The following is a 22,056-nucleotide window of genomic DNA, read 5'->3' on the forward strand; positions in this document are numbered from 1 at the left end:
GATGTGCGAGGATACCTCGTGGCTCGGTAAACGGAGCATGAATTCCCGCCGAACTTTTCGTTCGCACGCCGATCGCGTCGGCAACCCTCTGAAGCAACTCTACGGAAAGCGAACGGTGGAAACCGCAGCCCTGCTCGTGGTGCTGGTGATCGCACTGGCACTGTTCTTCGACTTCACCAACGGATTCCACGACACGGCGAACGCGATGGCGACACCCATCGCGACCGGAGCCCTCAAGCCCAAGGTCGCCGTGCTCCTGGCGGCCCTGCTGAACCTCGTCGGAGCGTTCCTCTCGACCGAGGTGGCCAAGACCATCTCGGGCGGCATCATCCACGAGGACGACATATCCTCCAGCATCTTCCCGGCCGTGATCTTCGCCGGGCTGATCGGCGCGATCACCTGGAACATGCTCACGTGGCTCCTCGGCCTGCCGTCGAGCTCGTCGCACGCCCTCTTCGGCGGGCTGATCGGCGCGACGATCGTCGGCGTCGGCGTCACCGCGATCGACTTCAGCGTCGTCGTCTCCAAGGTCGTCCTCCCCGCCGTCATCGCTCCCCTCACGGCCGGGATCATCGCCTTCACGGCGACGAAGCTCGCCTACGCCATCACCCGGCGCTACGACAGCAGGCCGGACGGCCGCGACGGGTTCCGGGTGGGGCAGATCTTCACCTCGTCGCTCGTGGCCCTCGCCCACGGCACGAACGACGCCCAGAAGACGATGGGCGTCATCACCCTCCTGCTCATCACCGTCGGCTGGCAGACCAGCACCGAGCCGCAGACCTGGGTCATCTTCGCGTGCGCGATCACGATCGCCCTCGGTACCTATATGGGCGGATGGCGCATCATCCGCACCCTCGGGAAGGGCCTGACCGACGTCAAGCCCGCGCAGGGCTTCTCGGCCGAGGCATCCACCGCCGCGACCATCCTCTCGTCCAGCGCCCTCGGGTTCGCCCTGTCGACCACGCAGGTCGCGTCGGGCTCGGTGATCGGATCCGGCGTCGGCCGGCGGGGCTCCAAGGTCCGCTGGCGCACGGTGGGCCGGATCGTGATCGGCTGGCTGCTGACGCTTCCGGCCGCGGGTGCCGTCGGAGCGCTCGCCGCGCTCATCGTCGTGTGGCTCGGCGGGTGGGGCATCGCGATCGACGCCGTCCTCGCCGTCGCGATCATCCTGGGGCTGTTCCTCCGCTCGCGCCGCAACGAGGTGAACGCGAGCAACGCGATGAGCGAGGTCGCCGAATCGGGCACCGCCGTGAAGGTCAAGCGCAACCCGCCGCCGACGAGGCGACAGCGCCTCCGCGAACGCCGCCAGCAGCGCGAACGGGCCCGCCAGGACAAGGGAGCGCCGCAATGAGCATCACGATCGACTGGTTCGCGTTCGTCCAGGTCTTCGTCGCGGCGATGATCGCCTCGGTGCTCGTCGTCGGCTTCTACGCGACGGGCCTGCGCCTCCTCGTGCGTGCGGGCCGCGCGCCGGTCGTGGCGCCGGCCGAGTTCACCGACGCCATCGCGGTGATCACCGAGAAGCAGCGCGCACGAGCCGAGAAGGCCGCCGCGAAGGCCGCGAAGAAGAGCCCGCTGAGCGACGGGCAGAAGCGCCTCGCGCTCGTGGGGGCGTACGCGTCGTTCGCGGTCTGCGCCCTCGCTGTGCTGGGCGGGCTGCTCCTCATCATCTTCAACCACTGAGCTTCCCCGCCGGCCCGTCGCACCCCGCCCCTAGACTCGGCGCATGGTCGCGGCATCCGTGCAGTTCGGTCAGCATCCGCCTGCCCGGCGGACGATCCTCCACCTGAGCGACACGCATCTGCTGGCCGGCAACCCGCCCCTCGGGGGGCGCTACGACACCGCCGCGAACCTCGGCCGCACGCTCGCGGCCGTCGAGCGCCTCGGTCTGCGACCGGACGCCCTCGTCTTCACCGGCGACCTCACCGACCTCGGCGAGCCCGACGCGTATGCCGCGCTCCGAGAAGCCGTCGAGCCCGTCGCGGAGCGGCTCGGCGCGCCGATCGTGTGGGTGTGCGGCAACCACGACGAGCGCCCGGCGCTGCGTCGCGGCCTCCTCGGCCTCGACGCGTCGGAGGAGCCCGTCACGGCGGTCCGCGACCTCGGGGGTCTCCGGCTCATCGTGCTCGACACATCCGTGCCCGGGTGGCACCACGGCGACCTCGACGCGTCGCAGCTCGGGTGGCTCCGCGAGGTCCTCGCGAAACCGGCGCCGCTCGGCACGATCCTCGCGATGCACCACCCGCCCCTGCCGAGTCACCTGCCGCTCTTCGACATCCTGGAGCTGCGCGACCAGGACCGGCTCGCGGAGGCGATCCGGGGCTCCGATGTGCGGGCGATCCTCGCGGGGCATCTGCACTATTCGACGAGCGGCACCTTCGCCGGCGTCCCCGTGCACGTCGCCGCCGCCACGTGCTACACGATGAACCTCACGCGTCCCGCGTTCGAGGTCAACGGCATGGACGCGGGCCAGTCGTTCCACCTCGTCCACGTGTACGACGACACCGTCACCTCCGCCGTCGTGCCCGTCATGGATGCGCCGACGGGAGACTACTTCTCGCCGGAATGGGTCGAGCGGATGTCGCGGCTCACTCCCGCCGAGCGGCTCGACGCCTTCTCCCGCAAGCCGGGCCGCTGAATCCGCGGGCCGCTGACATGCGCGGCCGTTCCGCGGGCCGCTGACATGCGCGGCCGCCACCGGCAGCCCGATCGCCACGGCGTACATGCCGGGCGATGCCCCTATCCGCCGCGTACGGGGCGTCCGCGGGACCGCGCGAGTAGGGTCGAAGCATCCCCACACCGACGTGATCGACCCACGAGGACTGCACTCCAATGGCTCAGGACGCGAAGACGCGCACCCGCACAGAGACCGATTCGCTGGGATCCCTCGAGATCCCCGCCGACGCGTACTGGGGCATCCACACCGCCCGCGCGCTGGAGAACTTCCCCATCTCGAACCGGCCGATCTCGGTCTACCGCGACCTCGTGGTCGCCCTCGCCATGGTCAAGCAGGCCTCGGCGCGCGCGAACCGGGAGATCGGGGTGCTCGATGACGAGCGCGCCGAGCTCATCGACCGGGCGTCGCAGTTGATCATCGACGGCCGGTTCCACGACCAGTTCGTCGTCGGCGTGGTCCAGGGGGGTGCGGGCACCTCGACCAACATGAACGCGAACGAGGTCATCACGAACGTCGCGCTCGAGCTCGCAGGCAGGCCCAAGGGCGACTACGCGTACCTCTCGCCGATCGACCACACCAACCGCAGCCAGTCGACGAACGACGTGTACCCGACGGCCATCAAGATCGGCCTGAGCCTCGACCTGAAGTCGCTCCTCGAGGAGCTCGATCTCCTCCGCAAGTCGTTCCTCGCCAAGGCGGTCGAGTTCCACGACGTCCTCAAGATCGGACGCACCCAGCTGCAGGACGCCGTGCCGATGACCCTCGGGCAGGAGTTCCACGGCTTCGCCACGACCCTCGGCTACGACCTGCAGCGGCTCACCGAGAACGCGTACCTGCTCTACGAGGTGAACATGGGCGCGACGGCCATCGGCACCGGCATCACGACGCATCACGACTATGCGTCGGCGGTCGTGCAGCACCTGCGCGAGATCACCGAGCTCGATCTCGTCACGGCCGACGACCTCGTCGAATCGACAAGCGACACGGGGTCGTTCATGTCGTTCTCGGCGTCGCTCAAGCGCAACGCGATCAAGCTCTCCAAGATCTGCAACGACCTGCGGCTGCTCTCCTCCGGTCCGCAGGCCGGCTTCGGCGAGATCAATCTGCCGGCACGCCAGGCGGGCTCGAGCATCATGCCCGGCAAGGTCAATCCGGTCATCCCCGAGGTCGTCAACCAGGTCGCCTTCGCGGTGGCCGGCGCGGATCTCACCGTCACGATGGCCGTCGAAGGCGGCCAGCTCCAGCTCAACGCTTTCGAGCCGGTCATCGCGCACTCGCTCTTCCAGTCGATCACGTGGATGCGTCGTGCCATGCGCACCCTCCGCATCAACTGCATCGACGGCATCACCGCGAACCGCGAGCGGCTCGGGGCCATGGTCGGATCGAGCGTCGGCGTCATCACCGCCCTGACGCCCTTCATCGGGTACGCCGCGGCCGCGGCGCTGGCGAAGACGGCTCTTCTCACCGGCCGCAACGTCGCCGACCTCGTCGTCGAGGCCGGACTCATGTCGCGCGACGAGGTGACGAAGCAGCTGTCGCCCGCCCGCCTCTCGGGGCTGGAGACGGTCACCGCCGCGATCCCCATCATCGATCCGGATGCCGGCGACGCCGACGCCGATGCGCTCGAGCAGGCGCTCGGCGCTGCGGAGGCGCCGCCGGCGGTCGCACTCCAGCCCCACTCCGCCGATCGCGGCTGAGTCGCGCCCGCCGACACACACGCAGGAGAGCCCACACGATGGCGGGATGAGCCGCTACGGTCGAAGACACAGTCCTTCCGACCAGGAGGTTCGCAGCATGTCCACACCGCCTCCCGACGGCTCCCAGCCGCCGGCATACAACCCGCCTCCGACGTACAACCAGGGCCCGTCGGGCCCGGCGCCGTACTCCGCAGCGCCTCCTCCGGCTCCCCAGTACGGCTCGGCGCCGCCCGCGCAGCCGGGTCGCACGCTCGGCATCGTGGCGTTCATCCTCTCGTTCTTCGTCCAGCTCATCGCGCTCATCCTGGGCATCGTCGCCCTCGTCCAGAGTCGCAGGGCGGGCCAGAAGAACGGCTGGGCCCTCGCCGCCATCATCATCAGCGCCGTGCTGATGGTGCTCGGGATCATCCTGTTCTTCGCCGTCGTCATCCCGCTCCTCACCTTCTCGGGGGAAGTGCTGCAGGCCTGCCAGGCGGTCGACTTCTCCGGCACCGTCGAGGTGCGCGGTCTCCCCGTCGACTGCTCGACGGTCTCGCGCTGACGCATCACGGCGGCGGGCTGCTCTGCGGAGCGCCCGCCGTCGCCGCGCCCGGGCCGCTTCAGCCGACGATGCGGCAGTGGGTCGTGAGCTCGCCGATGCCGTCGATCCCGACGGTCACGGTCGACCGGTCGCGCAGGAACACCTGCGGGTCGCGCGAGTAGCCGGCGCCGCCCGGGCTGCCCGTCGAGATGAGCGTGCCGGGCAGCAGCGTGGCCGACTTGGACAGATGCGAGATGAGCGTCGCCACCGGCCGGACCATCTGGCCCGTCGAGGCGTCCTGCAGGGTCCGCCCGTCGAGCACGGTCCAGATGTGCAGATCCTGCGGATCGGGGACCTCGTCGGCGGTCACGACGAACGGCCCCGTCGGGGTGAAGCCGTCGAAGGACTTGCAGCGCGACCACTGGGCCTCGGAGTACTGGATGTCGCGCGCCGTGATGTCGTTGACGACGGTGTAGCCCCACACGTGATCGAGGGCCGTCTCGGGCTCGACGTCTTTCGCGGGCCGGCCGATGATGACGCCGAGCTCCGCCTCGTAGTCGACGGACTCGCTGAGAGAACGCGGCCACGTCGTCGTCGCACCGTGCCCCGACAGAGAGTTCGGCCAGAGGACGAAGACGGTGGGCGTCGAGTCGGTCTTGAGCCCCAGTTCGCTCGAATGGGCCGCGTAGTTCAGCCCGATGGCGAGGATGACGGGCGGGGCGAGCAGCGCCGACGCGAACGACATGCCGGGGAGCGGATGCCACGTCCCGCCGCGGGTCGAGGCATCCCCGACCCGCTCGAGCAGTTCGTCGCCCCCCGCGATCAGGTCTTCGAGGAACCGGGGAGCACCGGGGAAGAGCCCCTCGACCAGCAGAGCCTCCTCGCCGCGGATGACCGCGAGTCTCGGCTCGGCGGCCCCGGGCGGGGTCACGTGGGCGAAGCGCATCCTTCAACGCTACATGGGCCGCAGATCCGTAGGCTGTCGGCATGACGCAACCCGGGTTCGGCTCTTCCGATCGAGACGGCTCGCCTGGCAGCTTCCCTTCGCCGCTGGCTCAGCCGAGCCTGACGCCGCCGGCACCCATCACCCCCTCGCACGTCTCCCCGACGCCGCTGCGGGCTCCCGCGCCGAGGCGTTCCGGCCGCAGCGCGCCGATCCTGATCGGCGCGGTCCTCGTGATCCTCCTCATCGGGCTCGTGGGCTACTTCCTCACGTTTCTCGGGACCGGCGCCTCGCTCCTCGGCGCCATCCTCGCCCTCATCCCTCTCGCCGGCGTGCTCCTGGCCATCCGCCTCGTCGATCGGTGGGAGCCCGAGCCCCGGAGCCTGATCGTCTTCGCGCTCGCGTGGGGGGCCATCGCCGCGGTCGCGATCTCGCTCGGCGTGGACCTCTTCCTCTCGCTGCTGTTCGGGCCACGGGACTCCTACGCCGCGGAGGTGTTCCAGACCGTCGTCCAGGCCCCGGTCGTCGAGGAGTTCGCGAAGGGCCTGGGCGTCCTCATCCTCTATGCGATCGGGCGCCGCGCCTTCGACGGCCCGGTTGACGGCATCGTGTACGGCGCGCTCGTCGGAGCAGGCTTCGCCTTCACCGAGAACATCCAGTACTTCGCCATCAGCTATCTCGAGGGCGGCGTCGGCGAAGCATCCGCCACGTTCTTCGTGCGCGGGATCATGTCGCCGTTCGCCCACGTCATGTTCACGAGCGTCACCGGATTCGCCCTCGGCCTCGCGGCGCGCCGCGGCGCGACGACCGGGCAGGCGATCGGTCCGTGGCTGCTGGGCCTGGCCGGTGCGATCCTGCTGCACGCCTTCTGGAACGGCTCAGCGGTCTTCACCGACTTCTTCTCGGTGTACCTCATGCTGCAGGTGCCGCTGTTCCTCGTGTTCGTGATCGGCATCATCGCGCTGCGACGGGAGGAGTCGCGGCTCACGCGCAATCGGCTCGGGGAGTACGCGGCGGCCGGCTGGTTCACGCCGCAGGAGGTGGACATGCTCGCCACGCCGGCTGGACGCAAGGCGGGTCTGGAGTGGGCTCGCACGCTGCGGGGGGATCGGACGCCGATCATGAAGACGTTCATCGCCGATGCCACGGCGCTCGCCATGGCGCGGCAGCGGGCGATCTCGGGGCGTGATCCGCACGCGGCGTCCGACGAGCAGGCTCTGCTGGCGAAGACGGCCGCGGCGCGGCAGGCGCTGCTGTCCCTGTGAGCGGCGCGTACCGGCCGCACCGGTCGAAGCAGCCGGAACGAAGCACCCGGAACGAAGCGCCCGGAACAGAACTCAGCGCTCGGTGCCGCGGCGATGCCTGCGTGTCTACCGAGCGCTGAGCTGGTCGTGACAACCAGCGTGCCAAACCCCGCGATGGGGCGTCAACCCCCCTCGGCGAGTCGCCTCGTGGAGACGGCCCTCTTTGACCGCCCCCGCGTCGTCGGGTTTGATGGGCTCATGACTGATGACCGCACCAAGCCCGACATCGACGCGCCCGTGGGGCCGGCCCCCGACGAGCTCGTCATCCGCGACGTGATCGTCGGCGAAGGCGCCGAGGCGAAACCCGGCGACACCGTCACCGTCCACTACGTCGGCGTGGAGTACGAGTCCGGTGAGGAGTTCGACTCGTCGTGGAACCGCGGCGAGAGCATCCAGTTCCCCCTCCGCGGCCTCATCCAGGGGTGGCAGGACGGCATCCCCGGCATGAAGGTCGGCGGCCGTCGCGAGCTCGTCATCCCGCCGGACCTCGCCTACGGCCCTGCGGGCGGGCACTTCCTGGGCGGCAAGACGCTCATCTTCGTCATCGACCTCATCTCGGTCGGCTGACGCTACCGCGTGACGACGGGAGGGGTGGATGCCGAGGCATCCGCCCCTTCGTCCGTCTTGGGCCGAGCACGCCCGCGCAGGCGGTCCTGCGCGAGCAGGATGCCGAGGAACACCACGAGCGCGCCCACGGGCTCGTTCCAGGTCACGTGCTCGCCCAGCACCAGGACCCCCAGGAACACGCCGACGAGGGGCGTGATGTAGGTCACCGTCGAGGCGCGCGTCGGGCCCCAGGCGCGGACCGTGTTCTGGTTCCAGATGTAGGCGACTCCGGTGCCGAGGCATCCGAGCAGCACGATGCTTCCGACGATCCACGGGTCGAGTGCGACGGGTGTCAGCACGAGGACCGGCGTCAGGGCCACCATGATGGCCGCGGCGATGCCGATGTTGAGGAACGAGAACATGAGGGCGCTCATCCCCGTGGCCGAGACGAACCTGCGCATGTAGGCGAGACTGAAGCCGTAGCAGGCGGTCGCGCCGAGGATCGCGAACTGGGCGACGAGCCCCTGCGAGAAGTCGAGACCCTGCCACGGGCCGATGATGACGACGACTCCCAGGATGCCGAGGAGGATGCCGGCCAGCTGGACGGGCTTGAGCCTCTCGACGCGAAAGAGGAGCCCCGCCATGATCGCCGTCATGATCGGCGTCGTGGCGTTGTAGATGCTCGCGAGCCCCGACGTCACGTGCTGCTGCGCCCACGAGAAGAGCAGGAACGGCACGACGCAGAACGACACGGCCAGCACGGTCATGTGGCCCCACACCGACAGCTGCCGGGGGAGGGTCTCACGCCGGACGAGGACGAAGAGCCCGAGCGCTAGCGCGCCCAGGACGAGCCTGGACCACGCCACCTGTGCGGGCGACAGGCCGCCGAGTGCGACTTTCATGAAGAGGAAGCTCGCGCCCCAGATGATCCCCGTCAGGACGAACCCGACGGCGACGGCGAGCTGAGCCTTCTTCGAGGCTGCCAGGCCCGGGACGGAGTCGGTCGAGGTCACGCCGCGACTCTAGCCCCGGTGCTCTCCGGCGTCGCGTTGCCGAGGATGCGACGTCCGAAATCCGCCGGTCCCTGGCGGTTCGCGCGCGGCAGGGCGCCCGCATTTGTATTCATGGGAATAGATCGCGTCGTCCTCGTCGTTATGCCCCTCGAGCCGCCGGTGTTCGGAGCCGGCCCCAGACGAAGGAGATCACCCGCCATGACCGACACCACCACCGCCATCGACGTCCCCGGCTACCGAGCGGGCACCTGGGTGCTCGACCCCTCGCACAGCGAGGTCGGCTTCAGCGTGCGCCACATGATGATCTCGAAGGTGCGGGGCGCCTTCGGCATCAAGAACGCCACGCTCATCGCGCCGGAGAACCCGCTGGAGGCGAAGGTGGAGGCCAGCGTCGACGCGACGTCGCTCGACACGAAGGACGAGGGGCGCGACCAGCACCTCCGCTCGGCGGACTTCTTCGACGTCGAGAACCACCCCACCATCGAGTTCCGCTCGACGGGCGTGCGCGTCGAGGACGGCGACTTCCTGGTCGACGGCGACCTCTCGATCCGCGGCGTGACCAAGCCCGTCACGTTCGAGTTCGACTTCGGCGGCTTCGGCGCCGACCCGTGGGGCAACTACAAGGCCGGCGCGACGGCCAAGACGGTCATCAACCGCGAGGACTTCGGCCTGACGTGGAACGCCGCGCTCGAGACCGGCGGCGTGCTCGTCGGCAAGGACGTCACGATCACCCTCGACCTGCAGGGCGCGCTGCAGCAGGACTGATCCCGCCGACGAGGAGCGGATGCCGCGGCCGGACGCCGAGGCATCCGCTCCTGTCGTCTCAGGGCACGGGGTGCTCGGCGTCGTAGGCCCTGAAACGCGGGCTGAGACGCACCAGGAGCGACACGAGGCCGACGATGACGAAGCCGCCGATGAGCGGCGGGAACCACAGCGTCGTGATCGTCGCGAGTGTGCCGGCGTAGAGGGCGCCCAGGCGCGGCCCGCCCGCCACGACGACGATGAAGATTCCCTGCAGCCGTCCGCGGATCGCGTCCGGCACGGCTGCCTGCATCATGGTGCTGCGGTAGATTGCGCTCACGTTGTCCGACGCCCCGGATACGGCCAGGCACAGCGCCGCCGCCACGAGCAGCGCGATGTTCGCGGCATCCGCCGACACGGTCGCCGGCCCGAGCACGCCGAGGGCGGCGAGGACGAGCACGCCGCCGAACGCCGCGATCGACACGCCGTAGACCTGGATGGCGCGCTCGATGCCCAAGCCCTGCCGTCGGACGCGGCCGATCGGACCCGAGAAGAGGCTCGACAGGAACGCGCCCGCCGCGATGGATGCCGTGAGCAGCCCCGTGGTGATCGCGCCGCCCCCGAGCAGCACGGCGCCGATCGCGGGGAAGAGGGCCAGCGGCTGCCCGAACGTCATCGCGATGATGTCGAGGATGTACTGCAGCCGGATGTTCGGAGCCCGCCGCAGGAAGCGTGCGCCGTCGCGGAGCGAGTCCAGCCCGGGTCGCACGACGGCGCCCTCGGGCCGGATCGACGGCAGGGTCCACAGGCCGAGGAAGAGAGACGTCATGAGGACCACGTCGAGGGTGTAGGTCCACGCGTAGCCGGTGAGGGCGACGAGAACCCCCGCGAGCGCAGGGCCGGCCATCACCATGATCCCGACCGTGATGCCGTTGAGCGCCGAGGCTGCCGGAAGGAGCTCACGGGGGATCAGGCGCGGGACGATGGCCGATTTCGTCGCCATGACGATCGAGTTGGCCGCCGAGTTGACGACGCTCAGCACGTAGAGCGACCACACGCTCTCGAGCCCGCCCCAGGCGAGGAGGGCCAGCAGGAGAGTCGAGGCGAAGGTCACGAGGGCGGCGATGAGCGCGACGGTGCGCCGGTCGAAGGCGTCGGCGAGCATGCCGCCGTAGAGCCCGGCCAGGATCATGGGCACGAGCCCCGCCACCGCGATCATCGCGACCGCGAAGGTCGACTGGGTGAGGTCGTACATCTGCAGCATGACGGCGACGATCGTGAGCTGGCCGCCGAGGCCCGCGAGGGTCGAGCCGATCCACATGCGGGTGAAGGCGGAGCTGACCCTGAACGGGCTCAGGTCGATGAAATGCTCGCGACGGAGCCGGGGGAGTCTGCGCTGCCTCTGACTCGTCATGACGGATCCTGGCGGCGCACTCTGTCGAGGCTACCGCCGCTGCTGCGTCCGGTCGCCGGCGGGGCTCGGGGTCCCTGAGTGCGCCTGGGGGCTGGTAGACTCTTGAGGTTGCCGTTGGATCGGCCGCGGAGAAAGAGAGCTCGCACATCGGGTGACGGGCACCGCGCAACAAGGAGAGAGGGGATCACCTATGGCACTGGATTCAGACGTCAAGAAGGCGATCATCGAAGAGTACGCGACGCACCCCGGTGACACCGGATCCCCCGAGGTGCAGGTCGCGATGCTGACGCAGCGCATCAAGGACCTCACGGAGCACCTCAAGGAGCACAAGCACGACCACCACTCGCGTCGTGGGCTGTTCCTGCTCGTCGGTCAGCGCCGCCGTCTGCTCGGCTACCTCCAGGACATCGACATCAACCGCTACCGGTCGCTGATCGAGCGTCTCGGACTGCGCCGCTAATCGCGACCAGCGTTCAATCGCGCAGAACATTCTTGAGAAGGCCTCCCCACGGTGTGGGGAGGCCTTCGTTCTTCCCGCCGTCCTGCACCCGCGCAGGGGAGGCGGGGGATCAGACGCCGGCCGCGGCCCGCGCCGCGAGCAGGTCGGCGTGGTGGATCTCGGCGACGTCGGGGTGCGCGCGCAGGCGCGACTTCAGGGCGTTCTGGCCGTAGAGCGAATGGATCGGGTTCGCCGGGTCCTGCGTGACTCCCCGCGCGTGAGCGGCGAGCTCCGGGGGAAGCTCGATGATCGGCAGCTGAGTGTCGAGTGCGGGATTGAAGAAGAACGGCACCGAGATGCGGTCGTCGGGATACCGGGGCGAGATCACCCGGTGGTTCGTCGCGAGAAGGTAGCCCTGCGTCGCGTACTCGAGCAGCTCGCCGATGTTGACGACGAAGGCGCCGGGGATCGGCGGCGCGTCGACCCACTCGCCGTCCCGCTGAACCTGCAGGCCGCCCTTCCCGGGCTCGATCCACAGCAGCGTGAGGACGCCCGAGTCCTTGTGCGCGCCGACGCCCTGCTGCGGCGTCGGGTCGTCTTTGCCGGGGTAGCGCACGATCTTGATGAGGGTGGAGGGCTCGCCGAAGTGGTCGTCGAAGTACGACTCCTCGGCTCCCAGCGAGAGCGCCCACGCGCGCAGGAGCTTGCGCGCGACGATCGAGAGCCGATCGTGCCATTCGGCGATCACCTCCCGCAGCTCGGGCTGGGCGTCCGGCCACAGATTCGGTCCGATGAGGCGTGCGAAGTCGGGCGCATCGGGGTCGGTGACCGCCTCGCGCTCGGGCCCGATGTCGATCTGCTCCCGCCAGTCGACCTCGCCCTGCGTGCGCTCGCCGCCGATGCGGGTGTAGCCGCGGAAATGCGGGCTCCGGATGTTCTCGATCGCGAGCTTGTCGGCCTCCGGCAGGGCGAAGAAGGTCCGCGCCGCGGCGTGCAGACGGCTCTCGAGCTCCGGGGTGACGCCCGTTCCGGTCAGGTAGAAGAAGCCGACGTCGTGGGTGGCGGCGCGCAGCTCGTCGCGGAATCGCGCGGCCGCTTCAGGCCCCTGATCGAGGAGGGAGAGGTCGAGGATGGGCAGGTTCGGCTCGCTCATGCCCCGAGGCTAGGCGGAGGCGCAGCATCCGTCATTCTTTGTTGCCGACCGTTACCGGCCCGCCGATCCGCGCCGCGCGCGCCGCGCCGCTCGGAGGCGTCGGCGGTCTTCCTCCGTGCCCTCCGCCGCGGCCTCCAGCGCCGCGCGGGAGTCCCCGGCGAGCACGACCAGACCGGCTCCCACGACGATGGCGACGAGCCCCGAGATGCCGATGCCGAGCGTCCCGGAGAGGAGATTGGCGACGACGGTGAGCACGGCGAACGCCAGCACGGCGATGCGGAAGCCGCGCGGCAGCAGCAGGTTCCGCCACGTCGCGATGACGAAGGCGATCGTGAGCGCGCTGCCGACGAAACCCGTCAGCAGGAGGATCGCCTGCCAGAGGTTCTCTCCGGTGAGCCCCAGCATCACGATGAGGGCGAGCATCACGAGGAATGTGATCGACAGGCCGTACAGGACCGCAGCCATGCCCGGGCCGGAATACGGGAAGCCCGCGTACGCGAAGACGAAGAACGTCCCTGCGAGGCAGGCGTAGTAGACGACGAAGGCGAGGAGCGTCGTGAGGGCCAGCTCCGAGGACAGGGGCGCGACCCATTCGCCGATGGATGCCGCGATCCCGCCGAGCACGAGCAGGAGACCGGCGAGCGTCATCGGCATCGACCGCCCCCCGCCCTGCGCCGGCCCCGGGACCGCGGCCCCGCCGGGCGGAGCGATCGGCTGCTGCAGGCCCGTCCACGCCTCGCCGTTCCAGTAGCGCACCTGGGCGTCGGGGTCGCCGGGATCGGGGTACCAGCCCCTCGGGGCGGCCGCGCGGCGGGGCCCCGGCCCGTCCGGGCCGCCGTGGGCATCGTCGGTCATCGCTCGCCGCTTCATCGGTGTGGGAGGGTCGTTCCGTCAGTGTGCACCGGCCGCGGGAGCCTGTCGAGAGGCGCGGCGTTGCGCCGGCGGGTGCCCGAGCGGTACGCATGGACTCATGACCACGCTCTCGCGCGCCGTGCTCGTGACCGGCTGCTCGACCGGGATCGGCCGTGAGACGGCGACGCTCTTCGCCCGGCAGGGCTGGACGGTGTACGCGTCCGCCCGCCGGCTCGAGTCGATCGCGGATCTCGAGAACGAGGGATGCCGCCTCCTGGCGCTCGACGTGACGGATGCCGCCTCCTGCGCCGCCGCGGTGGATGCCGTCGTCGCCGAGGAGCGCGCCGTCGGCGTGCTGGTCAACAACGCCGGGATCATGGAGCTCGACGCCTTCGAGACGGTCTCGATCGAGCGGGTCCGGGCGATGTTCGAGACGAACGTCTTCGGTCTCATCCGTCTGACGCAGCTCGTGCTGCCCGGGATGCGCGAGCAGCGGTGGGGCCGCATCATCAACGTCGGCTCGATGAACGGCAAGTTCCCGTTCCCCGGCATGAGCGCGTACGGCGCGACGAAGCACGGCATCGAGGCACTGAGCGACGCCCTGCGCTACGAGATCGGGCCGTTCGGCGTCGACGTCTCGATCATCGAGCCGGGGATGGTGACGACGCCGCTCGCGCAGGGGGCGGCGTCCCGCCGCGACACGTCGGCGGGCGGTGTCTACGGCGCGTACAACGCGGCCGTCGCGGAGTCGGCCCTCTCGGTCGGCCAGGGTCCTTTCGCCCGCTTCGCGTGCACACCGCAGGACGTCGCCCGCGTCATCCTCAAGGCCGCCGCCGATCCGCGCCGGCCGCGCACGCGGTATCGCGTCGCACCGTCGGCCCACCTGCTGCTCACCGCGCGCGCGCTGCTGCCCGATCGCGCGTTCGACGCGCTCCTGCGCCGCTTCGTGCCGGTGCCCGAGGCGCCGTCCAGCCGGCCGGTGCCCGAGGCGCCGTCCGGCCGCTGATCACGAGTCGGGCCGGATGACCGGCCGTTCCGGCGACGGACCGGGGATGCCGCGCGTCACACGCCGTTCTGCCGCGGATCGGCGTGCTGGGGCGCGGCCGGCCTCGGACTCTCTCGCGGCCGGCGGGAGCCCGTCGGATCGGATCGACGGCCTTCGCGACCGGCGAGGCTCGGATCGGCGAACAGCCAGGCCGGGCGCGGCTCGACGAGCGGGCGGAAGACCGTCCGCACGGGCTTGGTGGCCAGGGCGAGGGCGATCAGCACGGATGCGACGACCACGATCGGCAGCCAGATCCACGTCGGGTCGAGGCCCCGGAGGATCCCGGATTCGCGGAACGGGTACAGCACGAACGAGTGCAGGAGATAGACGTACATCGTGTACTGGCCGAAGTGCGTCCACCAGTGCGAGCCGCGGGGCACGAGGGCGAAGAAGGCGGCCGACAGGATGACGGCGACCATCATGAGCGCGAGCCGCACACCGCCCGCCCACCACTGCGTGCCGCCGAGGGCGGAGTAGCTGTCGTCGTAGAAGAGCCACTGGTTGAGGTTCATCGCGCGCCAGTCGTCCACGAAGAACCAGGCGGCGAACCCCGCGACCGCGAAGAGACCGATCGAAACCGGGAAGACCCACCACTGCCGCCGCCCGAGGAGCCCGAACCGATCGATCACGCGGTGCTCGGAGAGCCACCAGCCGAGCGTGAAGAACGGCAGCAGTCCCAGCGTGCGCGACAGCGACAGCGTCGAGTCGATGTTCGAGAAGTACCCCGCGCCGATCGAGATCGCGACCGTCCACAGAAGCGGCCACCGCAGGAGCGCCAGGTAGGGCAGGACGAGGCGGAAGATGCCGAGCGCGAGCAGGAACCACAGCGTCCACGACGGCTTCGTGAGGTTCGGCGACGCGCTGCCCTCGACGATCCACTTGGTGAGGGTCCACAGCGCCTCGAAGATGACGTAGGGCAGCAGGATGTCGGTGATGACCCGAGCCATCTGCCGGCGCGTCGGGGCGCCCGACTTCGAGAAGTAGCCCGAGATGATCGCGAACGCCGGCATGTGGAACGCATAGATCAGCAGGTACAGGCTGAGTGCGATGTCGGAGTCGTAGGTGAGCCGCTGCGTCGCGTGCCCCAGCACGACCAGCACGATGCACGCGAAGCGGGCGTTGTCCCAGAAGGGCACGCGCCGTTTGGCGCGGGGCGCTCCGATCGTCCCCGTCGCGGGAGGAGCGGGGGAGGATGCCGCGGCGGCGGCCGGAGCGCTCGGTTCGGTCATGTCGGGAGAACGCCACCCTATCCTGGGGAGCGCGGCCGCCGCCCGCGGCGCGTCGGGCGCCGCGCCGACCTCGGGAATAATCCGGCGGCGCGCGCGTTGCACGAGATACATTCACTTGCATAGAAACGGATGCCACGAGCATCCGGAAAGCGGGAAGAGATCGTGAGCGAGACCACAACGTGGCCAGGAATGCAGTTCGGCATCTTCACGGTGAGCGACATCACCGAGGACCCGACCGACGGAACCACGCCCAGTGAGGCCGACCGGATCCAGGCGACCCTGACGATCGCCAAGCACGCCGAGGAGGTGGGCCTCGACGTCTTCGCGCTCGGCGAGCACCACAACCCGCCGTTCTGGTCGTCGTCGCCGACCACCACCCTCGCCTACATCGCGGCCCAGACCGAGCGCCTCGTGCTCTCCACCGCGACGACGCTCATCACGACCAACGACCCGGTGAAGATCGCCGAGGACTACGCGATGCTGCAGCACGTCTCGCGCGGCCGTGCCGACCTCATGATCGGTCGCGGCAACACCGGCCCGGTCTATCCGTGGTTCGGCAAGGACATCCGGCAGGGCCTTCCGCTCGCGATCGAGAACTACAACCTCCTGCACCGCCTGTGGCGCGAGGACGTCGTGGACTGGGAGGGGTCCTTCCGCACTCCCCTGCAGGGGTTCACCTCGACGCCGCGACCGCTGGACGGCGTCCCCCCGTTCGTCTGGCACGGCTCGATCCGCACGCCTGAGATCGCCGAGCAGGCCGCGTACTACGGCGACGGCTTCTTCGCCAACAACATCTTCTGGCCCAAGGAGCACTATCAGCGCCTCATCACGCTGTACCGCCAGCGCTTCGCCCACTACGGCCACGGAACGCCCGAGCAGGCGATCGTGGGCCTGGGCGGCCAGGTGTTCATGGCGAAGAACTCGCAGGACGCGGTGAACGACTTCCGCCCGTACTTCGACAACGCCCCGGTGTACGGCCACGGCCCCTCGCTCGAGGACTTCAGCGAGATGACCCCGCTGACGGTGGGCTCGCCGCAGCAGGTCATCGACCGCTACGCGGCGATGCGCGAGACGTTCGGCGACTACCAGCGTCAGCTGTTCCTGATCGACCACGCCGGGCTCCCGCTGAAGACGGTGCTCGAGCAGCTCGACATCCTCGGCGGCGAGGTGGTTCCGGTCCTGCGGAGGGAGCTGCAGAAGGACCGCCCGGCGGAGGTTCCGGACGCCCCGACCCACGCCGCCCTCGTGAAGGCGAAGTACGGCGACGAGGCGCCGCGCCAGGCCGTCCCCGGCGCGAACCGGGGCGACAACCTCGTCGGCGCGAGCCCGTATCAGGACACGCCGGCTCCTGCCGGCGCGGCGTTCGGTCTCGGACGGAAGGGAGCCTGAGATGGCCGCGGCATCCGCTCGCCGTATCGCGGTCATCTCGGCCGGACTGTCCAACCCGTCCTCGACGCGCATGCTCGCGGACCGGCTGAGCGCCGCCACCGCGCAGCAGCTCGCGGCGCGCGGCATCGAGGTCGAGATCGACGTGTTCGAGCTGCGCGATCACGCGCACGACATCACGAACAACCTGCTGACGGGGTTCGCGCCGCCTGCTCTCGAGTCGGTCATCAACGCGGTGGTCTCGGCCGACGCCGTCATCGCCGTCACCCCGATCTTCTCGACCAGCTACTCGGGGCTGTTCAAGTCGTTCATCGACGTGCTCGACCCCGACGCCCTCACCGGCAAGCCGGTGCTGATCGGGGCGAACGCGGGCACCGCGCGTCACTCGCTCGCGATCGACTACGCCATCCGTCCGCTCTTCACCTACCTGCACGCCGAACCGGTGTCGACCGGGGTCTTCGCGGCCTCGAGCGACTGGGGCGCCTCCGCTGACAACGTGGCACCCCTCGGCGAGCGGATCGAGCGCGGCGCGCGCGAGCTCGCGGACGCGGTCGCACGGAAGGAGCCGGTGACCGACGCCGACCCGTTCGATCCGTCGAACTACCTCGGCGAGGGCCGGTCGTTCGGCCACCTCCTGGGAGGCCTTGCGGGAGAGTAGGGGTCAGACCAGCACGATCTCGGACGGCGTGTCCAGCGGCACCCACGCCGCGGGGCGCGCCGTCTCTCTCGCGGTCAGCACGTCGGCCTCCACGAGGGGTCCGAGGTCGATCCCGGCGAGCTGCTCGATGTCGCCGATCGGCACCTGAAAGGTGCGGAAGGCACCGAGGGGCGCGACGGCACGCCCGCGCGCGGCGTCGACGAGCTCGGACTGGTCGAGGACGAACCCGGCCGCGGCGAGCTCGGGGACATCGGACGGTCGCGCCGTCGACCAGGCCGCGACCTTCCAGAAGCGGCGGGGGATCCGGATGCCGCGATACGGGGGATCGTCGGGTGCGAGAACCGGCGCGGTGAAGACCGACACACGCTGGTCGGTCGCGTCGGCGTACGCGAGCACATGATCCTCGAGGCCGAGCCACAGCTCCTTCGACTGGTTGAAGCCGGCGGCCTGAGGAGCGGCGTTCGGGTAGAAGAACGTCGCCGCCGTCGCCTCCCGCGCCTCGGCGACGGTGCCCCACCCCGGGTCGCGGCGGCGGACGAGGTGGCCGCGGTCGAGGTCGTTGTCGGCATAGACGGCCGGTCCCGCCTGCTCGGTCGCCGGGACGCGGTCGTCGAGATCCCAGTTCCCGCGCCTCTCGAGGTCGTGGAGCGTTCCTCCGTCGACATTCACGCCGGTCGCGATCGCCAGCCGGCGCGCGGGCTCCAGCAGCACGGTGAACCGCGGATAGGCCAGCTCCCGGACCTCTCGGTCGCCGAGCGTCATCGGCAGGGGCACCGGGATGCCGAGGAAGCCCGCGTCGTATCCCGTCCAGTTCCCGCTCGGCTCAGCCATGCCTCCATCCTGGCGCGCGGCGCTGACACCGCGGGGGAGGATGGACCACGTGGCCGAACCCGTCGTCAAGACCCGCGCGGACGCTCCACCCCGCTTCTTCGAGGCGGAGGCGGCGGGACTCGCGTGGCTCGCCGAGCCCGAGGCATCCGGAGGCGTCCACATCGTCCGGGTGCTCGACGTCGCCCCCGGACGGCTGACGCTCGAGCGCATCGCCGCCGGGAGGCCGGATGCCGCGTCCGCCGCGGCGTTCGGACGAGCACTCGCCGCCCCGCACGGCGCCGGCGCCGCGGCGTTCGGAGCGCCGCCCGACGGGTGGGACGGTCCGCTGTTCATCGGGCGGCGTCCGCAGCCCGCCGCGCACGAGGAGGCCTGGGGCGCCTTCTACGCCCGAGACCGCGTGCTCCCCTTCGTCGGCCCGGCCGTCGATGCGGGGCATCTCACGACGTGGGGCGCGGCCCTCGTCGAACGGGCCTGCGCCACCATCGCGGACGGGGCGTTCGACGACGCCGATCCGCCCGCCCGATTGCACGGCGACCTCTGGAACGGCAATGTGCTGTGGGGGCCGGACGGCGTCGTGCTGATCGATCCGGCCGCTCACGGCGGGCACCGCGAGACCGACCTGGCGATGCTCCAGCTCTTCGGCTGCCCGCTGCTGGACGCCGTCCTCGGTGCGTACGTGGACGCTCACCCGCTGAGGCCGGGGTGGCGCGAGCGCGTGCCGGTGCACCAGCTCCACCCCCTCGCCGTGCACGCGGCCGGGCACGGCCCGTCCTACGGTCGCGCCCTGATCGACGCCGCGCGCCGCGTGCTCGCGCTGGCGTGATCACCCGCGCCGGTCGGGCCTCCTCCGCCGCGCCAGCGCGGCGTCCAGGGCGAGACCCGAACCCACGGCGACGACGACGGACACCACGACGGCCGCGGCCGACCCACCGGGGATGATGGCGGCGACAGCGGCTCCCAGCAGCGCCTGGTAGAGCGCCCAGGCCGTCGCGGCGAGGGTCGCCACGGCGAGGTAGCGGGGCGCGGGCAGGCGCGAGGCGCCGGCGACGAGGTTCACGGCGAGCCGGGCGAACGGGATGAAACGCGCGGTGAAGAGCACGAGGGCGGTCCGCTCGTCCAGCCGCCTCCGAGCCCACGCGAACGCGGCCTGCGTGTTCGGTGCCCGCATCCAGCGCCATCGCTCGAGTCCCACGACCCGCCCGACCAGGTAACAGCACACGTCGCCGCAGGCGGCCGCCGCGGCGGCCACGACGACGACGGCGGCAAGCGGCGGGGCACCGGTCGAGACCGCGAGCGCGCCGAACGCCGTCACCGCGGCCTCGCCGGGAACGACGACGAGGAAGGCGTCCCCGAGCACGAGGGCGAACAGGAGCGGAAGGGCGAACGGCGACGACGCGATCGCGGTGAGCCAGGCATCCGTCACGGCACCTGGGTACCAGCCGCCGGTGAACGGCCACCGAACGGCGGACCACCGGTGACGCGTCGCCGTGCATCGGGTGAACACTCGGCGATCGGCGCCGTTCCGCGGCATCCGTCGCCCTTCCGGCGGTCACGCTGGAGGCGTGAGAGTCGCGGTGCTCGCAGAATCCTTCCTCCCGCACATGAACGGTGTCACCGGATCGGTCCTCCAGATCCTGAGGCACTTCGCCCGGGAGGGTCACGAGACCCTCCTGATCGCGCCGAGGGCCGGTGAGGTCGCTCCGGATCTGATCGGAGCCCGCGCCGAGCTCCTGCGCTCCGTGCCGCTGCCCTCCTACCCCGAGGTGCGGGTGGTCTTCGCGCGGGCCGCCCGGCTGACGGCCATCCTGCGGCGCTTCCGGCCGGACGTCGTGCACCTCGCCTCTCCCTTCGTGCTGGGCTGGCAGGGGGTCGCCGCCGCCGACGCGCTGCGCATCCCCGCCGTCGCGGTGTACCAGACCGATGTCATCGCATACGCCGAGAAGTACGGGATGCCGCGGGCCACGGCCTTCGTCGCGTCGCACGTGACGCGGCTGCACCGTCGCGCGACCGTGAACCTCGTACCCTCGTCGGCCTCGTCGCGCCAGCTCGAGCTGCTCGGCGTCGATCGGCTGCGGCGATGGGGGAGGGGAGTGGATGCCGAGCGCTTCGCGCCCGAGCGGCGCAGCGCCGAGTGGCGCAGCGACATCGCCGGCGACGACCTCATCGTGGGCTACGTCGGCAGGCTCGCGCCCGAGAAGCAGGTGGAGGACCTCCGGGTCCTCGCAGGTCTCCCCGGCGTTCGGCTCGTGATCGTCGGCGAGGGTCCTTCCCGGGCGCATCTGGAGAGGATCCTCCCCGGAGCCCGATTCCTCGGGCACCTCTCGGGCGACGCGCTGGCCGAAGCCGTCGCAGGCTTCGACGTCTTCGTGCATCCCGGCGAGAGCGAGACGTTCGGTCAGACGATCCAGGAGGCGCTGGCCAGCGGGGTGCCGGTCGTTGCGACGGGCGCCGGCGGGCCGGTGGATCTCGTGCGCAGCAGCATCGACGGATGGCTCTACCGGCCGGGCGACCTCACCGACCTGCGAGGACGGGTCGCAGACCTCCTCGGCGACGACGCCAAGCGACTCGCCTTCGCGCGCGCCGCGCGCGAGTCGGTGCGCCATCGCACGTGGGCCGCGCTGTCGGAGCAGCTGCTGGATCACTACGCCGAGGCGCAGCGCCTGCGCCGGATCGACGACGCCCTCCTCTTCCGAGGCGCGACCCGCCCGTCGGCTCCGGCCGCCCCCGCGGACCGCGCCGCGCGGTACACGCGCTACGTGTCTCTCGGCGATTCGCTCACGGAGGGGCTGTGCGACACGTCCCGCATGCCGGCGGGCGAGTTCCGGGGGTGGGCCGACCGCCTCGCCCAGCTGCTCGCCTCCCACGGCGACGGGCTGGCGCCGCTGCGCTACGCGAACCTCGCGGTGCGCAGCCGGAGGGTCCGCGATCTGACCCTCGGGCAGCTGCCTCGCGCGCTCGCGCTTCGCCCCGACCTCGTCTCGATCCTCCTGGGGTCCAACGACCTCGTCAGCAGGCGCGCCGCGCCGCGGCTGCTCGCGGCCGAGCTCGAGGAGGGTGTCCGCGCGCTGCGCGAGACGGGCGCCGACGTCCTGCTCGTGACGCCGTTCCTGCCGCGCCGGCGCGCCGCGCGCCTCTTCGCGCGGCGCTTCGCCGCCTACAACTCAGAGCTCCGCCGGATCGCGCGCGAGACCGGCTCGATCCTGCTCGATCTGGAGGCCCAGCCCGAGATCGGCGACCTGTCGATGTGGGCGCACGACAAGGTGCACCTGCGCTCCCGTGGCCACCGCTTCCTCGCCTACCGCGCCGCCGAGGCGCTCGGCGTTCCGGACGCGGAGGCGCTCGGCGACCTCGACGCGGCGCTGCACGACGACGACCCGCGCACGCCCTCCGCGTGGCTCACCCGCGACGCGCTGCCCTGGGTCTGGCGCCGCATGCGAGGCCGCACCGCCGGCGACGGGCGGCGTGCCAAGCACGACGGGTACGTGGAGCTCCCCGGCCGGGGAACGCCCCGGCCCGCGCCCGCCCGCTGACACGCGGTCCGCACGAGCGCCCGTGCGACACGCAGGTCCGAGGAGAGGGTGCCGCGGCGTGTCCTTCGCAGATCGTGC

At 70.8% G+C, this 22,056-nt stretch carries 22 protein-coding genes; 14 read left to right on the plus strand and 8 right to left on the minus strand.

What is annotated here, in order from left to right; translation table 11 throughout:
• Window positions 1-115: 115 nt before the first annotated feature.
• From EV279_RS14960 to EV279_RS14980, 5 genes are all read left to right on the plus strand, one after another.
• Window positions 116-1,351, plus strand: a complete 1,236-nt coding sequence (locus EV279_RS14960) for an inorganic phosphate transporter (RefSeq protein WP_133545386.1) — start codon at window positions 116-118, stop codon at window positions 1,349-1,351.
• Complete coding sequence (locus tag EV279_RS14965; RefSeq protein ID WP_133545388.1) at window positions 1,348-1,683, plus strand: peptidase; 336 nt, start codon at window positions 1,348-1,350, stop codon at window positions 1,681-1,683. Before EV279_RS14960 ends, EV279_RS14965 begins: the two co-directional genes overlap by 4 nt.
• Window positions 1,684-1,726: 43 nt before the next feature.
• Window positions 1,727-2,638, plus strand: coding sequence for a phosphodiesterase (locus tag EV279_RS14970; protein WP_133545390.1), 912 nt, complete (start codon window positions 1,727-1,729; stop codon window positions 2,636-2,638).
• Between the two features lie 194 nt (window positions 2,639-2,832).
• Complete coding sequence (locus tag EV279_RS14975) at window positions 2,833-4,374, plus strand: aspartate ammonia-lyase (protein ID WP_133545392.1); 1,542 nt, start codon at window positions 2,833-2,835, stop codon at window positions 4,372-4,374.
• Between the two features lie 97 nt (window positions 4,375-4,471).
• Entirely contained in the window at window positions 4,472-4,915 is a 444-nt protein-coding gene (locus tag EV279_RS14980; protein WP_133545394.1) for a DUF4190 domain-containing protein, read from the plus strand.
• A gap of 58 nt (window positions 4,916-4,973) precedes the next feature.
• Here the strand turns inward: EV279_RS14980 and EV279_RS14985 are convergent, their stop codons facing one another.
• On the minus strand, window positions 4,974-5,840 hold the full coding sequence (locus EV279_RS14985; protein ID WP_133545396.1) for a fumarylacetoacetate hydrolase family protein: 867 nt from the start codon (window positions 5,838-5,840) through the stop codon (window positions 4,974-4,976).
• Between the two features lie 41 nt (window positions 5,841-5,881).
• Here EV279_RS14985 and EV279_RS14990 point away from each other — a divergent pair, with 41 nt between their 5' ends.
• Window positions 5,882-7,102 carry a PrsW family intramembrane metalloprotease gene (locus tag EV279_RS14990; protein WP_133545398.1) on the plus strand — a complete coding sequence of 407 codons (1,221 nt, stop codon included), beginning with the start codon at window positions 5,882-5,884 and terminating at the stop codon, window positions 7,100-7,102.
• A gap of 237 nt (window positions 7,103-7,339) precedes the next feature.
• Window positions 7,340-7,708, plus strand: coding sequence for an FKBP-type peptidyl-prolyl cis-trans isomerase (locus EV279_RS14995; protein ID WP_133545400.1), 369 nt, complete (start codon window positions 7,340-7,342; stop codon window positions 7,706-7,708).
• A gap of 2 nt (window positions 7,709-7,710) precedes the next feature.
• Here the strand turns inward: EV279_RS14995 and EV279_RS15000 are convergent, their stop codons facing one another.
• Entirely contained in the window at window positions 7,711-8,700 is a 990-nt protein-coding gene (locus EV279_RS15000) for a DMT family transporter (RefSeq protein WP_133545402.1), read from the minus strand.
• 198 nt (window positions 8,701-8,898) lie between these two features.
• On the opposite strand from EV279_RS15000, the gene EV279_RS15005 reads away from it, so the two are divergent.
• Window positions 8,899-9,465 (plus strand): YceI family protein, encoded by a 567-nt coding sequence (locus EV279_RS15005; RefSeq protein ID WP_133545404.1) that lies wholly within the window; start codon window positions 8,899-8,901, stop codon window positions 9,463-9,465.
• Between the two features lie 58 nt (window positions 9,466-9,523).
• On the opposite strand, the gene EV279_RS15010 is transcribed toward EV279_RS15005, so the two are convergent.
• A complete protein-coding gene (locus EV279_RS15010; protein ID WP_133545406.1) occupies window positions 9,524-10,855 on the minus strand; it encodes an MFS transporter in 1,332 nt (443 codons plus the stop codon).
• Window positions 10,856-11,045: 190 nt separating this feature from the next.
• Here EV279_RS15010 and rpsO point away from each other — a divergent pair, with 190 nt between their 5' ends.
• Window positions 11,046-11,315 carry a 30S ribosomal protein S15 gene (gene rpsO, locus EV279_RS15015; protein WP_133545408.1) on the plus strand — a complete coding sequence of 90 codons (270 nt, stop codon included), beginning with the start codon at window positions 11,046-11,048 and terminating at the stop codon, window positions 11,313-11,315.
• A gap of 109 nt (window positions 11,316-11,424) precedes the next feature.
• Here the strand turns inward: rpsO and EV279_RS15020 are convergent, their stop codons facing one another.
• Both EV279_RS15020 and EV279_RS15025 read right to left on the minus strand, forming a co-directional pair.
• A complete protein-coding gene (locus tag EV279_RS15020) occupies window positions 11,425-12,447 on the minus strand; it encodes a 2-oxoglutarate and iron-dependent oxygenase domain-containing protein (RefSeq protein ID WP_133545410.1) in 1,023 nt (340 codons plus the stop codon).
• Between the two features lie 51 nt (window positions 12,448-12,498).
• On the minus strand, window positions 12,499-13,302 hold the full coding sequence (locus tag EV279_RS15025) for a DUF2510 domain-containing protein (protein WP_166644543.1): 804 nt from the start codon (window positions 13,300-13,302) through the stop codon (window positions 12,499-12,501).
• Between the two features lie 115 nt (window positions 13,303-13,417).
• Between EV279_RS15025 and EV279_RS15030 the strand changes: the two genes are divergently transcribed.
• Window positions 13,418-14,305 (plus strand): SDR family NAD(P)-dependent oxidoreductase, encoded by an 888-nt coding sequence (locus EV279_RS15030; protein WP_133545414.1) that lies wholly within the window; start codon window positions 13,418-13,420, stop codon window positions 14,303-14,305.
• A 56-nt stretch (window positions 14,306-14,361) separates the two neighbouring features.
• On the opposite strand, the gene EV279_RS15035 is transcribed toward EV279_RS15030, so the two are convergent.
• A complete protein-coding gene (locus EV279_RS15035) occupies window positions 14,362-15,573 on the minus strand; it encodes an acyltransferase family protein (RefSeq protein ID WP_133545416.1) in 1,212 nt (403 codons plus the stop codon).
• Window positions 15,574-15,762: 189 nt separating this feature from the next.
• Between EV279_RS15035 and EV279_RS15040 the strand changes: the two genes are divergently transcribed.
• Window positions 15,763-16,962, plus strand: coding sequence for an LLM class flavin-dependent oxidoreductase (locus tag EV279_RS15040; protein WP_133545599.1), 1,200 nt, complete (start codon window positions 15,763-15,765; stop codon window positions 16,960-16,962).
• A gap of 1 nt (window position 16,963) precedes the next feature.
• A complete protein-coding gene (locus EV279_RS15045) occupies window positions 16,964-17,617 on the plus strand; it encodes an FMN reductase (protein ID WP_133545418.1) in 654 nt (217 codons plus the stop codon).
• 3 nt (window positions 17,618-17,620) lie between these two features.
• Here EV279_RS15045 and EV279_RS15050 read toward each other — a convergent pair whose 3' ends face one another.
• Window positions 17,621-18,448 (minus strand): DNA/RNA non-specific endonuclease, encoded by an 828-nt coding sequence (locus EV279_RS15050; protein ID WP_133545420.1) that lies wholly within the window; start codon window positions 18,446-18,448, stop codon window positions 17,621-17,623.
• A 49-nt stretch (window positions 18,449-18,497) separates the two neighbouring features.
• Here EV279_RS15050 and EV279_RS15055 point away from each other — a divergent pair, with 49 nt between their 5' ends.
• Window positions 18,498-19,271 carry a fructosamine kinase family protein gene (locus EV279_RS15055; RefSeq protein ID WP_243728637.1) on the plus strand — a complete coding sequence of 258 codons (774 nt, stop codon included), beginning with the start codon at window positions 18,498-18,500 and terminating at the stop codon, window positions 19,269-19,271.
• On the opposite strand, the gene EV279_RS15060 is transcribed toward EV279_RS15055, so the two are convergent.
• Window positions 19,272-19,871 carry a VTT domain-containing protein gene (locus EV279_RS15060; RefSeq protein ID WP_243728638.1) on the minus strand — a complete coding sequence of 200 codons (600 nt, stop codon included), beginning with the start codon at window positions 19,869-19,871 and terminating at the stop codon, window positions 19,272-19,274. It lies immediately after the preceding gene.
• A 178-nt stretch (window positions 19,872-20,049) separates the two neighbouring features.
• On the opposite strand from EV279_RS15060, the gene EV279_RS15065 reads away from it, so the two are divergent.
• Window positions 20,050-21,978 carry a GDSL-type esterase/lipase family protein gene (locus EV279_RS15065; protein ID WP_243728639.1) on the plus strand — a complete coding sequence of 643 codons (1,929 nt, stop codon included), beginning with the start codon at window positions 20,050-20,052 and terminating at the stop codon, window positions 21,976-21,978.
• The last annotated feature ends 78 nt before the right edge of the window (window positions 21,979-22,056 follow it).

This window comes from Microbacterium sp. BK668, from assembly GCF_004362195.1.
Classification (GTDB): domain Bacteria; phylum Actinomycetota; class Actinomycetes; order Actinomycetales; family Microbacteriaceae; genus Microbacterium.